Source organism: Ruegeria sp. N10 (assembly GCF_056531545.1).
In genome coordinates, this window is record NZ_JBQFLY010000022.1 from 1 (window position 1) to 14,599 (window position 14,599).

The 14,599-nt window shown below is 56.6% G+C and carries 13 protein-coding genes; 6 read left to right on the forward strand and 7 right to left on the reverse strand.

The window, feature by feature from the left end; genetic code table 11:
• Window positions 1-225: 225 nt before the first annotated feature.
• Window positions 226-1,074 (reverse strand): HTH-type transcriptional regulator BhcR, encoded by an 849-nt coding sequence (gene bhcR / locus ACR0JI_RS19560; RefSeq protein ID WP_480477009.1) that lies wholly within the window; start codon window positions 1,072-1,074, stop codon window positions 226-228.
• A 168-nt stretch (window positions 1,075-1,242) separates the two neighbouring features.
• On the opposite strand from bhcR, the gene bhcA reads away from it, so the two are divergent.
• The 4 genes from bhcA to bhcD all read left to right on the forward strand — a co-directional run bounded on the left by bhcA (window position 1,243) and on the right by bhcD (window position 5,686).
• The gene (gene bhcA / locus ACR0JI_RS19565; protein ID WP_480496103.1) at window positions 1,243-2,433 is read left to right on the forward strand and encodes an L-aspartate--glyoxylate aminotransferase BhcA; all 1,191 of its coding nucleotides are present in this window, start codon (window positions 1,243-1,245) and stop codon (window positions 2,431-2,433) included.
• Window positions 2,433-3,401, forward strand: a complete 969-nt coding sequence (gene bhcB / locus ACR0JI_RS19570) for a beta-hydroxyaspartate dehydratase BhcB (RefSeq protein WP_480496144.1) — start codon at window positions 2,433-2,435, stop codon at window positions 3,399-3,401. Before bhcA ends, bhcB begins: the two co-directional genes overlap by 1 nt.
• A gap of 42 nt (window positions 3,402-3,443) precedes the next feature.
• Window positions 3,444-4,607 carry a 3-hydroxy-D-aspartate aldolase BhcC gene (bhcC, locus tag ACR0JI_RS19575; protein ID WP_267366574.1) on the forward strand — a complete coding sequence of 388 codons (1,164 nt, stop codon included), beginning with the start codon at window positions 3,444-3,446 and terminating at the stop codon, window positions 4,605-4,607.
• Between the two features lie 113 nt (window positions 4,608-4,720).
• Entirely contained in the window at window positions 4,721-5,686 is a 966-nt protein-coding gene (gene bhcD, locus ACR0JI_RS19580) for an iminosuccinate reductase BhcD (RefSeq protein ID WP_480496106.1), read from the forward strand.
• Between the two features lie 143 nt (window positions 5,687-5,829).
• On the opposite strand, the gene ACR0JI_RS19585 is transcribed toward bhcD, so the two are convergent.
• The 3 genes from ACR0JI_RS19585 to puuE are packed head-to-tail and all read right to left on the reverse strand — an operon-like array spanning window position 5,830 to window position 9,204.
• Window positions 5,830-7,254, reverse strand: a complete 1,425-nt coding sequence (locus tag ACR0JI_RS19585) for a uracil-xanthine permease family protein (protein ID WP_480496108.1) — start codon at window positions 7,252-7,254, stop codon at window positions 5,830-5,832.
• Between the two features lie 55 nt (window positions 7,255-7,309).
• Window positions 7,310-7,795 carry an ureidoglycolate lyase gene (locus tag ACR0JI_RS19590; protein WP_480478180.1) on the reverse strand — a complete coding sequence of 162 codons (486 nt, stop codon included), beginning with the start codon at window positions 7,793-7,795 and terminating at the stop codon, window positions 7,310-7,312.
• Window positions 7,792-9,204 (reverse strand): allantoinase PuuE, encoded by a 1,413-nt coding sequence (gene puuE, locus ACR0JI_RS19595; protein WP_480496110.1) that lies wholly within the window; start codon window positions 9,202-9,204, stop codon window positions 7,792-7,794. Before puuE ends, ACR0JI_RS19590 begins: the two co-directional genes overlap by 4 nt.
• Before the next feature lie 147 nt (window positions 9,205-9,351).
• On the opposite strand from puuE, the gene uraH reads away from it, so the two are divergent.
• Together uraH and ACR0JI_RS19605 are read left to right on the forward strand one after the other, a co-directional pair.
• Complete coding sequence (gene uraH, locus ACR0JI_RS19600; protein ID WP_480496112.1) at window positions 9,352-9,705, forward strand: hydroxyisourate hydrolase; 354 nt, start codon at window positions 9,352-9,354, stop codon at window positions 9,703-9,705.
• Between the two features lie 133 nt (window positions 9,706-9,838).
• The gene (locus ACR0JI_RS19605) at window positions 9,839-11,071 is read left to right on the forward strand and encodes a urate hydroxylase PuuD (protein ID WP_480476997.1); all 1,233 of its coding nucleotides are present in this window, start codon (window positions 9,839-9,841) and stop codon (window positions 11,069-11,071) included.
• A gap of 112 nt (window positions 11,072-11,183) precedes the next feature.
• Here the strand turns inward: ACR0JI_RS19605 and ACR0JI_RS19610 are convergent, their stop codons facing one another.
• The 3 genes from ACR0JI_RS19610 to ACR0JI_RS19620 all read right to left on the reverse strand — a co-directional run bounded on the left by ACR0JI_RS19610 (window position 11,184) and on the right by ACR0JI_RS19620 (window position 14,598).
• The gene (locus ACR0JI_RS19610) at window positions 11,184-12,425 is read right to left on the reverse strand and encodes an acyl-CoA dehydrogenase family protein (RefSeq protein ID WP_480496114.1); all 1,242 of its coding nucleotides are present in this window, start codon (window positions 12,423-12,425) and stop codon (window positions 11,184-11,186) included.
• Between the two features lie 324 nt (window positions 12,426-12,749).
• Entirely contained in the window at window positions 12,750-13,511 is a 762-nt protein-coding gene (locus ACR0JI_RS19615; protein ID WP_480496116.1) for a Phenylacetic acid catabolic protein, read from the reverse strand.
• A gap of 13 nt (window positions 13,512-13,524) precedes the next feature.
• On the reverse strand, window positions 13,525-14,598 hold the full coding sequence (locus tag ACR0JI_RS19620) for a 2Fe-2S iron-sulfur cluster-binding protein (RefSeq protein WP_480496118.1): 1,074 nt from the start codon (window positions 14,596-14,598) through the stop codon (window positions 13,525-13,527).
• Window position 14,599: the final 1 nt, after the last annotated feature.

Below are 14,599 nucleotides of genomic sequence, written 5' to 3' on the forward strand. Positions count from 1 at the left end.
ATGCAGAAAAACGGCCCCTTCAAAAACCTCTTCGACCAACAGTTCAACAAACACAAACAAAAAGTCGCACAGTAATAGGGGGAGCTGAAAATCAGATAACCGGAAAGGGTCACGCCTGTTCTGCTGTTGAGTTTGTCTGTGCACAATGAGCGTCTCCGCGCGTTGGTGTTGTGGCGCGGCAAGCGGATCCGGGGTCAGCGTTCGCCGCAATCTGGCGGCAAAGCCTTAGGGTTGCGGTGGCAAAACTGTCCCACCAATAGCCAGCGTCAACTGGCGCGCTGCTTCCATCACCGGGCGGCTCAGCCGTTCGATTTCGGCCGCTCCGACGCGACTGGTTGGCCCGGAAACTGAAAGCCCCGCGACCGCCTCTCTGTTGATATCGAAAACGGGTGCTGCAATGCATCGCATACCCGTAGTCTTTTCTTCGTTATCCACGGAAAAACCCCGCAATCTGATTGCTGCAAGATCTTTCTTCAACGCCTCAGCGCCGGTAATCGACTGATCCGTAAAAGCCTGTAAATTCGCTGAGGCCAACCTTCGGTTCAATCTGTCTTCGTCCATGTGGGCCAATAACGCTTTTCCGATGCCCGACGCGTGCATGGGTGACAATGTACCGGGCGGAAAAAACGCCCGGATACTTTCATGTGTTTCAACCTGGCTCAGGAACAGCACCAGACCTTCTTTCTCAACTCCCAGATTGGCGGTTTCACCCGTGGTTTCCATCAATTTGCGCATGATCGGCCTTGCCCGTTCCACCAGACTGGTACGACGCAAAAACCGCGAGCCGATCACAAACGCCTGCGGGCCAATGTGCCAAACCTGTTCTTCATGGTCGAACTCGACCAGACCCCTGCCCTGTAACGTCACGAGGATGCGATAAACGGTGGCCGGTGCCTGACGCATTTCATCTGAAAGTTCAGTAAGAGCTTTGCCTTGCGCCTGGCTCAGATATTCGAAAACCTCCATCGCCCGATCCAGCGATTTGATCGTATTCTGCGCGGTTTTGTCATCCCACCCCCGCGGTCTTCCCCGGGCTTTGCGACGGAGTTTCGGGTCATTGTCTTGCGATTCCATAAAAACCCTCTGTCATTTATGAAAGACTATTTCAGGATATGAAAAATATAACTCACTGACAACTATAAGTTAAATCTCTTATCCCGAATTTTGAAATGCGTTTTCAAAAAAATTTCCAATCGGGTTGCTGAAACTTATTGTGCTGGCAAGGACGGAAGGAGACCATCCATGAGCTTTCAAAACCCCGTTTTCATCCCGGGCCCGACGAACATCCCGGAAAGCCTGCGCAAAGCCTGCGATATGCCCACGATCGACCATCGTTCGCCATTGTTCGGGCAAATCCTGCATCCTGCGCGCGCGGGCGTGCGGGACATTCTAAAAAGCGACAGCGCCGAAGTCTTCATTTTCCCGTCGACCGGAACCGGGGGCTGGGAAACCGCCCTGACCAATACGCTGTCCGCCGGTGACAAGGTTCTGGCGGCCCGCAACGGCATGTTCAGCCATCGATGGATCGATATGTGCCAGCGCCATGGGCTGAATGTTGAGATCGTCGAAACCCCGTGGGGCGATGGGCTGCCGGCTGACCGGTACGAAGAAATCCTTGCCGCCGACAAAAGCCATGAGATCAAGGTTGTTCTAGCCACGCATAACGAGACGGCAACTGGCGTAAAGTCGGATATCGCTGCTGTGCGCAAGGCGCTGACTGCCGCGCAACACCCGGCCCTGCTGTTTGTTGATGGTGTCTCATCCATCGCGTCGATGGATTTCCGGTTTGATGAATGGGGCGTGGATGTTGCCGTTACGGGGTCGCAGAAGGGTTTCATGTTACCCGCTGGCCTTGCCATCGTCGGTTTCAGCCGGAAAGCGATGGAAGCAACCAAAACCGGCACTCTGCCCCGCACATTCTTTGACGTCCGGGACATGACCAAGGGATACGCCAACAATGCTTACCCCTATACACCCGCTGTCGGGTTGATGAATGGCCTCAATCAAGCCTGCTCTATGCTGCTGAGTGAAGGTCTGGAGAACGTTTTTGCCCGGCACCACCGGATTGCGGAAGGGGTCCGTGCCGCTGTGGGGGCGTGGGGGCTGGAGCTTTGTGCCAGCAGCCCGGCGGTCTATTCCGATACCGTAAGCGCAATCCGTACGCCGAACGGCTTCAACGCGACGGATATTGTCACGCACGCAGCTGAAAAATACGGCGTAGCCTTTGGCGTGGGCCTTGGTGAGGTCGCGGGCAAGGTGTTCCGGATCGGGCATCTGGGCAGCCTGACGGATGTCATGGCTCTGTCCGGGATCGCCACTGCCGAGATGTGCATGGTTGACCTGGGACTGAACATCGACCTGGGGTCCGGAGTTGCCGCCGCACAGGAATACTATCGCGGCCATCCCGGTTCCGTTCAGAAGAACGCGGCATGATGAAAGATTGCACAATGTACATTCCAACCTATGAAGACATGCTTGCGGCGCATGACCGGATCAAACCCTATATCCGCCGCACCCCGGTGCGAACTTCGGACTTTCTCAATGAACTGTCAGGCGCGCAGCTGTTCTTCAAATGCGAAAACTTTCAGGAACCAGGCGCTTTCAAAGTACGAGGTGCTGCGAATGCGGTTTTTGGGCTGGATGAGAAACAGGCTGAAAAAGGTGTCGCCACCCATTCTTCGGGCAATCACGCCTCGTGCCTGTCTTATGCGGCGATGAAACGGGGCATTCCCTGCAACGTGGTCATGCCTCGGACAGCGCCGCAGGCCAAGAAGGATACGGTCCGCCGTTATGGAGGGAAGATTACAGAATGCGAACCCTCCACCTCGTCGCGCGAAGCGACATTTGCCGAGGTTCAGGCGGCTACGGGCGGTGACTTTGTTCATCCCTACAACGATCCTCGGGTCATCGCCGGGCAAGGCACCTGTTCGCGAGAGTTTATCGAGCAGACCGACGGTCTGGACGCGGTCGTTGCGCCAATCGGCGGTGGTGGCATGGTGTCTGGAACCTGTTTGACCCTGTCCAATCTGGCCCCAGAAACAGCGGTCATCGCGGCAGAACCCGAACAGGCAGACGACGCCTATCGCAGCTTCAAGGCCGGTCATATCATCGCGGATGATGCTCCAAAGACTATTGCTGACGGGTTGCTGGTTCCGCTGAAGGATCTCACCTGGCATTTCGTATCGAACCACGTTTCAGAAATTTACACTGCCTCCGAGCAGGAGATCATCGATGCGATGAAACTGACATGGAAGCACCTGCGGATTGTGATGGAGCCATCTTCGGCCGTTCCGCTGGCCACGGTTCTCAAGAACCCGGACGCATTCAAGGGCAAGCGTGTCGGATTGATTGTTACAGGTGGCAATGTCGATCTGGACCGGCTGCCCTGGATGAACGCCTGAATATACCCCAACAAAAAACAATCCCGGTATAGGATTACGGAGATGAAAGATATGAGCACTCTCGACCAGTTCGAAGTAGGTTACGACATTCCGGCCAAACCTGGCATGGACGAAGCAGATATCCAGACACCCAGCCTGATTTTGGATCTCGACGCGCTTGAGCGCAATATCAGGAAGATGGGCGATTATGCCAAGGCGCACGGGATGCGTCACCGCGTGCATGGTAAGATGCACAAGTCGGTCGACGTGGCCAAGCTGCAAGAGAAAATCGGTGGTGCCGTCGGTGTCTGCTGCCAGAAAGTTTCCGAGGCCGAAGTGTTCGTTCGCGGTGGGATCAAGGACGTTCTGGTTTCGAACCAGGTGCGTGACCCGGCCAAAATTGACCGCCTCGCACGCCTGCCAAAACTGGGCAGCCGCATTATTGTATGTGTCGACGATCTGGAAAACGTCGCTGACCTTTCGGCGGCGGCAGTCCGGCATGGAACACAGCTGGAAGTCTTCGTGGAAATCGATTGCGGCGCAGGTCGGTGCGGGGTCACAACGACACCCGAAGTGATTGAAATCGCCAAGGCGGTTGAGGCTGCTGACAACCTGAAGTTCAGCGGAATTCAGGCCTATCAGGGCGCAATGCAACACCTCGACAGCTATGAGGCACGCAAGGAGAAACTGGATACCGCTATCGCGATGGTCAAAGACGCAGTAGACGGCCTTAAAGCCGAGGGTATCGAGTGCGAGCTGGTCTCGGGCGGTGGTACTGGGTCATACTACTTCGAATCCAACTCGGGCGTGTATAATGAGCTGCAATGCGGGTCTTATGCGTTCATGGATGCCGATTACGGTCGCATCCTGGACGAGAACGGCAACCGGATCGACCAGGGCGAATGGGAAAACGCATTCTTCATCCTGACCAGCGTCATGAGCCATGCCAAGGCTGACAAGGCAATCGTCGATGCGGGCCTCAAGGCGCAGTCCGTGGATAGCGGTCTGCCTGTTGTTTTCGGGCGTGACGATGTCGAATACATCAAATGCTCGGATGAACATGGCGTCGTGATGGATCCGAGCGGGGCGCTCAAGGTCAATGACAAGCTAAAGTTGGTGCCGGGGCACTGTGACCCAACCGCAAACGTACATGATTGGTATGTGGGCGTCCGGAATGGCAAGGTCGAATGCGTGTGGCCAGTGTCAGCCCGCGGCCGCGCGTACTGAGCCTGATTGCTCAAAGAATAAGCTTTCGGCCAAACATGGCCGGACAGTCGCCCGTGCGCGCCCGCTTTTGTCGGTGAAACGCACGGGCGCACGAATTTCGAATGGAGAATGACATGCTGATCGTACCCGAGCGCGAAATCGCCAACCTCATGACCCGCGACGCGGCCTTTGAAGCCGTCGAACAGGTCTTTGCCTCTATGGCCGCAGGGGACGCCTACAACTTTCCTGTCGTGCGCGAAGCCATCGGGCATGAGGATGCTCTGTACGGCTTTAAAGGCGGGTTTGATCGCGCCGGGCTGACACTGGGCCTGAAGGCCGGGGGGTATTGGCCGAACAACCTGGAAAAGCGCGGGTTGATCAATCACCAATCCACTGTTTTTCTTTTTGACCCTGACACCGGGAAACCGTCGGCGATGGTTGGCGGCAACCTTTTGACGGCCTTGCGCACTGCGGCGGCCTCTTCTGTATCTATCAAGCACCTTGCCCGTGCGGGCGCGCGGGTGATCGGTATGATCGGGGCCGGGCATCAGGCAACCTTTCAGCTACGCTCGGCGCTGGAGACCCACACCTTTGAAAAGGTCCTTGGCTGGAACTACCACCCCGAGATGCTGCCCAACATTGAAAAGGTCGCCAGTGAAGCCGGTGTTCCGTTTGAAGCAGTCGAACTTGATGGCATGACCGAAGCGGATGTCATAATCTCGATCACCTCGGCTTTTGCGCCATCGCTGATGGCAAACCATGTCAGCCCTGGAACGCATATCGCGTGCATGGGAACGGACACCAAGGGCAAGCAGGAAGTCGAGGCGGCGTTGCTGGCCAAAGCATCTGTATTCACAGATGAAATCGCACAGTCGATTTCGATTGGCGAGGCTCAACACGCCGTGGCACAGGGCCTGATCAGGGAAAGTGACCTGGTCCAGTTGGGTGCGGTCATCAACGGAACGAACCCGGGCCGGACATCAGACGATCAGATCACGTTGTTCGATGGCACTGGCGTAGGTCTTCAGGATCTGGCGGTTGCTGCGTCTGTTGTCGAGCTGGCCGTACAGAAAGGCATCGCGATTGAGGTCGATTTCTGATGGCATCCCCGTGTGGTCGCCTAAGCGTCGCGTCGAAATACGCGTTTCTTATGTGAGCGATGGGCCAAGCCTGCCAGGCCTGAAATGAAGAAGCGGCGCACTACGTGCGCCGCTTCTTCATCTACAATTCCGGGCCGAACCGGTCAGACGTGATCGTCCTGTTTGATAGAGCCCAACCCGTGGCCTGCCATTCCACCGGACACCTCTTCCGTCGCTTCATCCGAAAGCTCTTCGGGCAGAACCAGATTCAAGACAATGGCAATGATAGCAGCAGGCAATATCCCGGATGTCGCCAGAACTTTGAGAGTTCCGGGCAGATGCTGTAAAGCGCCGGGCTCTAATTGCAAGCCCAGACCCAGGCTGAGTGAAATCGCAAAGATCACCATGTTGCGGCGGTTCCACGTCACATCCGACAGCATCGAGACACCAGCTGCAACCACCATACCGAACATCACGATCACACCGCCGCCCAGAACCTCGATCGGAACGGACGAGATCACCGCGCCGATCTTGGGGATAAGCCCGCATATGATCAGGAACAGGGCACCTATGGTTACGACCGTGCGGCTCATGACGCCGGTCATCGCGATCAGGCCGACATTCTGACTGAACGACGTGTTCGGCAGGGCCCCAAAGATGCCTGATACAGCAGTTCCAAGACCATCGGCAAAAGTCGCGCCCTGAATTTCCTTGTCGGTTGCCTCGCGTCCCGCGCCCCCTTTGGTGATACCGGACACATCCCCGACCGTTTCAACAGCCGACACGAAAGACATCGCACAGAACCCGATGATCGCCGCGAATGAAAACTCGATACCGAAGTGAAACGGGTTCGGCATGGCAAACGGAGACGCGCGCCCGACATTGCCCAAATTCACCTGACCCAGTGCGAATGCCACCACGTAGCCGACCAACAGGCCAATCAGAACTGCCGACACCGACAGCATACCACGGGCAAAAAACTTCAGGCCCAAAGTAACAACAATCACAGTTCCGGCCATGAGCCAGTTCAGACCAGAGCCGTACTCTTCGGTACCGATGGCGGGTACACCGCCTGCCGCGTACTGGATGCCGACTTTGACAAGCGCAAGCCCGATCATGGTGACAACAAGACCGGTAACCAAGGGCGGAAGCGCAAAGCGAATACGGCCAATGAACAACCCAAGGCTGGCATGAAACAGGCCGCCAACGACTATGCCACCCATCAATACAGCAATCGCATCAACGCCCTTTCCAACCACCAACGGGATCATGATCGGAATAAAGGCAAATGACGTCCCCTGCACGATTGGCAGGCGGGCACCAACAGGCCCCAGCCCAATGGTCTGGAACAGTGTCGCAACACCCGCAAAGAACATCGACATCTGGATCATGTAAATCATCTGCGGGAAATCGGGGCTGTTCGAACCAAACCCGAAACCCGCCGCACCGCAAACGATGATCGCTGGCGTGACGTTGGAAACGAACATCGCCAAAACGTGCTGAATTCCCAAAGGAACCGCCTTCAGAATTGGCGGAGTGTAGTTCGGGTCACGGAGCTGCTCCGGCGTCCCTAAAGTTGCATCTGACATCGCGTTTTTCCTCCCAAAAAACTACGTGGGCCGGCCCCTCTTCCGGCAATGTCCCCTATTCAGTGATCGTGTAGGCGTTCTGGAACCAATACTCCTCAAGGTTTGGCCCGTTTCCTATTCGGTCGACCACGGCGAACAACCCAGGGGGATGAAGCGGTGTCAGCACCCCGTGCCAGGTGTTCCGGTGATAATTCACGCCCTGTCCGGGCGCGGTGATGAATGCAACAGGCTCACCCGGCACACCCGCGTTGTCGGGCGCCACAACAACGACAAAGGGTTTATCTGAAAGCGGCAGAAAGGCCTGGCTGCCGTCGGGGTGGCGCTCGACCATTTCAAGTTTGATAGGCAGGTTGAAGGCCCGGGATTGGAAAACGCTGATCCCTGCGCGCCCCTCATGGAAATCCAGCTGGGCGCGATCATGGTATCGTGCGCATTTTCCCTGATTGATGTATTTGTCCACCGCCCCAGACACCTCTATGACATCGCCGAACGGCGCAAAGGCCTCGGCGGTCAGTGGCCGGAGTTTCAGCGTGGATGTCATTGCGCGAATTTCTCGATCAACCGCAACTCGGCAATCCGTTCGACCTGACGGCAGGCCTCAGCGAATTCGGTGTCTCGGTCACTGTCTATCCGACGGTGAAAAGCCTCCAGAATGCTTGCTTTGGTGTTGTCCTTGACCGCAATGATAAAAGGAAAGCCGAACTTGGTTGTGTAGGCGTCGTTCAGGGTCGTGAAGGTCACACGTTCTTCATCTGTCAGCATGTCCAGACCTGCCCCAGCCTGTTCTGCCGTGCTTTCCTTGGTCAGACGTCCCGCAGCAGCAAGTTTGCCTGCCAAATCAGGGTGGGCTGTCAGGACGCCAAGCCGCTGCTCGGTTGTGGCGGAACGGAATACGCGCGCCAGCGCGTTGTGAACACCTGCGGCATTGTCATGTGTGGGGCCCAGCTCCAGATCAAAGGCCGCTTGGGCAATCCACGGGCTGTGTTCGAACACACCGCCAAATTCAGCAACAAAATTTGGCCGGTCCATTTCCGACGGGGTCAGCTGTTGACTTGGCGGATGCGTTTGCGCCCAGTGATCAGCGATTTGTTCGCGGGTGGCAAACCAGACCCCGTCATGTTTCTTGAAGTGGTCGAGTGCGCGTTTCAGGGCCATGGCGCGACCAGGGCGGCCGATGAGACGGCAATGCAGTCCGATCGAAAGCATCTTCGGCTCGCCCGCTTGGCCTTCGGCGTAGAGCATGTCGAAGCTGTCCTTGAGATAGCTTTCAAACTGTTCGCCGTTGGTATAGCCCGCCTGAATTGCAAACCGCATATCGTTGCAATCCATTGTGTAAGGCACGATCAACTGATCCTTGCCACCAGCCTTGACCCAATAAGGCAAATCGTCGGCATAGCTGTCGGCAATATAGGCCAGCTCGCCTTCGGCGGCGGCCAGATCGACCGTGTTCATCGAACAGCGGCCCGTGTACCAGCCACGCGGTGGTTTGCCCACAACCTCGGCATGAAGCCGGATCGCCTCACGGATCTGGACGCGTTCTTCTTCCGCATCCATGTCCTTGTGCTCAACCCATTTCAGGCCATGGCTGGCAATCTCCCAGCCTGCGGCCTTCATCGCCGCAACCTGCGCCGGTGCACGGGCCAATGCTGTGGCAACGCCATAAACCGTGACAGGAAGGTCCTGTAAAAGCCGATGCACCCGCCAGAATCCGGCGCGGCTGCCGTATTCGTAGATGGATTCCATGTTCCAGTGCCTTTGCCCGGGCCAAGGGGCCGCACCGGTGATTTCGGAAAGAAACGCCTCGGATGCGGCATCCCCGTGCAAAACGTTGTTTTCGCCGCCTTCTTCATAGTTCAGCACAATCTGAACTGCGATTTTGGCCCCGTTTGGCCAGTTTGCGTTTGGCACTTGCCGGCCATAGCCGGCCATGTCTCGTGGATACCGCGTCACATCAATTTCCCTCTTGGTGAAAAGACGAATAACCCAAACAATCACCTATGTTTTTCAAAAAATACTGTAAGCAGTCTTTTGACAGACTGCCTTTGCCTGCCGCAAGGGTATTGCAATAGTAACAGCGATGCTTAGCGAGAGGTGAAAATGGCCGGTTACCTTACAACACATGTCCTGGATACGGCACGGGGCTGCCCTGCCAATGGGATGAAGATCGAGTTGTTCCGGATCAACGGAACAGACCGCGCGTTGCTGAAAACTCTGCTCACCAACGAAGACGGTCGCACCGATGAACAAATCCTTCCCGAAGCCGAGTTTTCGACAGGCGAATACGAATTGGTGTTTCATGCGGGCGAATACCTCGACGCCAGTGGCGTGCCGCCTGAAAGCCCGCGTTTTCTGGACTTGATTCCGATCCGGTTCGGAATGTCCGAACACGCCCATTATCATGTTCCGCTACTACTTTCGCCTTTCAGCTACGCGACCTATCGCGGAAGCTGAGCGTTGCGCCGCGTGATCCTGTAGACTGACATTGTATTGTTATTTTTGATACTGCTTGATCTTTCGTAGCAATACCCGATGAAAACTCTATCACCTAGAGTGCCGAAGAACTTGGATATGTAGGAGCACCGCCATGTATGACCTGGCTGTTTTGTGGGAGTGGATGGCCTTTTCCGTCCGCTGGCTGCATGTGATCACGGCGATGGCGTGGATCGGCGCGTCATTCTATTTTATCGCGCTCGACCTTATGCTTAAGCCGAACCCTGCCTTGCCAGAAGGGGCCTATGGCGAAGAGTGGGAGGTGCACGGGGGCGGGTTCTATCACACCGTCAAATATCTGGTCGCACCCGCGCGTATGCCCGAGCACCTGACCTGGCACAAATGGCAGAGCTATACGACATGGCTTTCGGGTGCGGCCTTGCTCATGATCATATATTGGGTCGGGGGCGAGTTATTCCTGCTTGATCCGACCAAAGCGGATCTGGCTTTGTGGCAGGGGATATTGATCTCTGGCGGGTCACTGACCATCGGCTGGCTGCTTTACGACCAGATGTGCAAGTCGCGCCTGAGTGAGCAACCCACCGCGCTGATGCTGTTGCTGTTCGTGATTCTGGTGGCCATGTCCTGGGGTTACAATCAGATTTTTACCGGTCGTGCCGCGCTTTTGCACCTGGGTGCGTTCACTGCAACCATCATGACGGCCAATGTGTTCTTCCAGATCATGCCCAACCAGCGGATCGTGGTGGAAGACCTCAAGGCGGGTCGGACGCCGGACGCCAAATATGGAAAAATCGCCAAGGTGCGGTCGACGCACAACAACTACCTGACGTTGCCCGTCGTGTTCCTGATGCTGTCGAACCATTATCCTCTGGCCTTTGGCACCCAGTATTCATGGATCATCGCCAGCCTGATCTTCCTGACCGGCGTGACCATCCGCCACTACTTCAACACGATGCACGCAACCGGGAAAGGGCCGCACTGGACCTGGGGTGTTACTGTCATCCTCATGATCGTGATCGCATGGCTGTCTTCTGTCAGAACCGGCGAGACATGGGAGGACGCCGAAGCAAGGGCGCTGACATCTTACGAAGAAAAATTTGCGTCGGCTGCGGGGTTTGAAGAAGCCTATGACACTGTGCTGGGCAACTGCTCGATGTGCCATGCCCGCGAGCCGGTTTATGGCACCATGAAATGGGCCCCCAAGAAGGTTTATCTTGAAACACCCGGCGATGTTGCCCGGCACGCCGACCAGATTTACCTGCAGGCCGGAATCAGCCATGCCATGCCGCCACCCTCAGCGGTTCAAATGGACGTGGAAGCGCGCCAAACCATCATCGCATGGGTGCGCGAGGTCAGAGGGCAGTAGGATTTTCACAGGACGTCCTTTCTTTCGCTTCATACCCCCTGCCGCTGGACAAATACCCTATTTCTGCCGCTCAAACAAAGCAGGGCGAGCAAGACCTGATGCCGCCCCCGGCCTAGCGCGATGGAGGGGTCAGCCATTGGGCCGACATGCCAAAGTTCGAGTTCTTCAACTCTTGCTTGGCGATGGCCTGCAAATGCACCTCATCCGGCCCATCCGCGTAACGCAGCGCGCGCGCCCAAGTATAGCTGTCGGCCAGCGGAGTATCCGGGGTCATGCCCATCGCGCCAAAGACCTGCATCGCGCGATCCGTCACAGCAGCATGCACATTGGGCGCCACCACCTTGATCAATGAAATCTCTCGGAATGCTTCTTTTGCGCCCACCTGATCAATCTTCCAGGCCGCTTTCAGGGTCAGCAATCGCGCCTGTTCGATCTCCAGCCGGGACTTGGCGATCCATTCGCGGATCACGCCCTGTTCTGCAAGCTGCTTGCCAAACGCCTTCCGTTCCTGCGCGCGTTCGACCATCAGGTTAAGTGCCATTTCCGCCGCACCGATCGATCGCATGCAATGGTGGATGCGACCGGGACCAAGCCGGGCCTGCGCCAGAGCGAACCCGCTGCCTTCCTCGCCCAAAAGATTGCTGACCGGGACACGCACATCCCTGAAGACCAGCTCGGCATGGCCCTCGGGGTCGTGCATGTTCAGAATGGTGGGGTTGCGAACAATCTCAAAACCGGGCGTGTCCTTTGGGACAATGACCATGCTCTGCTGTTTGTGTCGATCCGCATTGGGATCCGTTTTACCCATGACGATAAACAATCTGGTGTTCGGGTGGCAGGCGTTCGTGATGAACCACTTGCGGCCATTGATGACGTATTCATCCCCCTCACGCCGTATCGAAGTGGTAATATTGGTCGCGTCCGAACTGGCCACATCCGGTTCAGTCATCGCAAAAGAGGATCGGATTTCACCGTTCAACAGCGGCACCAGCCACGTCTCGCGCTGTTCCGGAGTAGCAAACATGTGCAACAGTTCCATGTTGCCGGTATCGGGCGCGCTGCAATTGAACACTTCCGAAGACCAGGCCACCTGCCCCATAAGTTCGGCCAGCGGCGCGTATTCCAGATTGCTCAGCCGGGTGCCGGGTTCATCGTCGCGCAGGCTGGGCAGGAACAAGTTCCACAACCCTTCGGCCTGGGCTAACGCCTTGAGATCTTCCATAAACGAGACCGGGAAACTGCCTGCCGCCATTTCTTCTTTGTGATCGCGTATGCGCGGGTAAATATGCGCCTCCATAAATGCTTTCAGGCGGTCATACATTTCCGTGGCGCGCGGTGATGGGGCAAAATCCATGGCGGTTCCTTCCGGTGCGTTGTGGCAGTGATGTCCTCAAACCCTGTTCGCGCCAGCACGGCCGCCAAGGCACTGTCTTCTGGTGAGTTTTATCTGGCGCTTGATTACGCTCAGTTTGCGCAATCACTCCGATATGAAAAGAGGAAAATACCAATACCGCAATCTGCCGGCGTGAAACGTCAGGTCATTGCTCTCAGAACCTGGTGGACCAACAATACCTAAGGCGATGACCAGATCCCACTCGGAGATTTGCACCGCCGGGCGAGTTTCACATCGCCCGCGCCCGGAAGTGCCTCTCAACGCGCCTTTGGCGTTTACACAGAACTAGGCCGGTGGTTTCAGGCCCAGCTGTTTCACGGCGGCGCCTGCTGTCTGAACCCATCGCTCTTTTAGGGCGTTGTTGCCATTGTGGCGCAAGCCCAGCGATTTCAGAAGCTCAAACCGTTTCAGATCATCGCCACCAAAGGACACAGCAACACGGGGCCACCAATAGTTAACCGCATCCTGCATCTGCTCGGTATCTCCGTTCCCGGCAAGCTTCACAGCACCTTCCAGCGCCAACGCGCCATGATGGGCTTCGACCGGGGCGATGCTGCGGAACGCTTCGGCCAACGGTTGATAGGAAACCATTGAAAATTCGGCCAGTTGTTCCATGACCGCACGGCTCATCAGCAGGTTCATGATGACGGCGTCAGTCCAGCCCGAGATCGGATAATTGAATACCGCAAGGCGCATGTCATGCGCGCTGCGGGTCGCACCGATATCTGCGTCACGATCCAGGCGGGCCGTCCACGGATGATGTGTGGCATATCTCTCGGTATCGGCCCCAAACTCACCCATTATCCTGAGAACCTGATCGGCGTGATCCGTTTTCTCAAGAACAATCCTCGCGGCTGCGATACGTTCCTTGATTCCCGGACCCTGATTGATGATGTCTGCGAATCCGGCGGCACCGGCAAGTTCGCTGTCCACGAACGTGGCCATCAGCTTCATGAGTTCGGCGCGGTAGCGCGGCGGAACATTGGTCGGGTTGGTCAGCACACCGCCGGCGGCCAGATAGCTGTCGAGTGTCATGGTGTCAGTCATCGGTCTTCTCCATTTACTGGTCGTAGTCCACGACCACGCGGTCGGTGACCGGATAGGCCTGACAGCTCAGTACATAGCCTTTTTCAACCTCGTAATCCTCAAGCGCGTGATTGGCGAGCATCTCAACTTCGCCTTCCAGAACGCGGCAGCGGCAGGTTGAACAGACACCAGCCTTGCAGGCGTAAGGGGCGTCCATGGCGTTTTCCAAGGCAGCGTCCAGAATGGATTGGTCCTTGGGCAGAGTTATCGTCTGAGTGGACCCATCAAGAGTGATTGATGCGCTGGTTTGGTTAGCCTGCGTGCCCGCATCTGCCGCACCTTCCTTGCGTTTAGCCCGACCCGGCTGAGCGCTGGCAAAGAGTTCAAACTTGATCTGCCTGTCGTCAAGCCCATGCGCGCGCAGCGCGGCAGCAATCCCCAGCATCATCGGCTCGGGACCGCAGATAAAGGCTGTGTCCACGTTCTGAGTATCGACCCAATGTTCGAACAGGTCAGCGCATTTTTCCTGCGTTACCAGACCGGTGAACAGGTCGATCTCCTGTGCATCCGCCTCAAGAATGTGGATTACGTTCAGGCGGCCCATATAGAGGTTTTTCAGATCTTCCAGCTCCTCGCGGAACATGATCGTGTTGATGCCCTTGTTGGCGTAGATCAGCGTAAAGCGGGATTTGGGTTCGCGGGTCAGTGTCGTCTTCAGGATCGACAGAACCGGCGTGATGCCAGAGCCGCCAGCGAAGCCAAGGTATTGTTTTTCTGCATTCGCATCGATCGGAGTGTGAAAGCTGCCCATCGGTGGCATCGCCTGCACAACGTCCCCGACGTTAAGCTCGGAATTGGCCCAACTGGAGAACGCGCCGCCGTCGACACGTTTGATCCCGACTTGCAGTACCCCGTCATCCTTGCCTGCACAAATGGAGTAGGACCGGCGCAGTTCTTCTCCGTCAAAGTCGCGGCGAAACGTCAGGTATTGGCCTGCGGTGAAATCGAACTGATCCGCCGCGCCGTTGACAGGCTCAAGCGTCACGACAACCGCATCGCGGATGGTTTTGTGGATGTCGGTGACTTTCAGGTCATGAAAACGTGCCATC

What these genes read in the sequence shown, in the direction of transcription:
- ACR0JI_RS19590 (WP_480478180.1), bottom strand. Translation starts at nt 7,795, where the DNA reads ATGACATCCACGCTGAAACTCCGGCCACTGACCGCCGAGGCCTTTGCG.
- ACR0JI_RS19615 (WP_480496116.1), bottom strand. Translation starts at nt 13,511, where the DNA reads ATGACTGACACCATGACACTCGACAGCTATCTGGCCGCCGGCGGTGTG.
- bhcB (WP_480496144.1), top strand. Translation starts at nt 2,433, where the DNA reads ATGAAAGATTGCACAATGTACATTCCAACCTATGAAGACATGCTTGCG.
- uraH (WP_480496112.1), top strand. Translation starts at nt 9,352, where the DNA reads ATGGCCGGTTACCTTACAACACATGTCCTGGATACGGCACGGGGCTGC.
- bhcC (WP_267366574.1), top strand. Translation starts at nt 3,444, where the DNA reads ATGAAAGATATGAGCACTCTCGACCAGTTCGAAGTAGGTTACGACATT.
- ACR0JI_RS19620 (WP_480496118.1), bottom strand. Translation starts at nt 14,598, where the DNA reads ATGGCACGTTTTCATGACCTGAAAGTCACCGACATCCACAAAACCATC.
- ACR0JI_RS19605 (WP_480476997.1), top strand. Translation starts at nt 9,839, where the DNA reads ATGTATGACCTGGCTGTTTTGTGGGAGTGGATGGCCTTTTCCGTCCGC.
- bhcA (WP_480496103.1), top strand. Translation starts at nt 1,243, where the DNA reads ATGAGCTTTCAAAACCCCGTTTTCATCCCGGGCCCGACGAACATCCCG.
- ACR0JI_RS19610 (WP_480496114.1), bottom strand. Translation starts at nt 12,425, where the DNA reads ATGGATTTTGCCCCATCACCGCGCGCCACGGAAATGTATGACCGCCTG.
- ACR0JI_RS19585 (WP_480496108.1), bottom strand. Translation starts at nt 7,254, where the DNA reads ATGTCAGATGCAACTTTAGGGACGCCGGAGCAGCTCCGTGACCCGAAC.
- bhcD (WP_480496106.1), top strand. Translation starts at nt 4,721, where the DNA reads ATGCTGATCGTACCCGAGCGCGAAATCGCCAACCTCATGACCCGCGAC.
- bhcR (WP_480477009.1), bottom strand. Translation starts at nt 1,074, where the DNA reads ATGGAATCGCAAGACAATGACCCGAAACTCCGTCGCAAAGCCCGGGGA.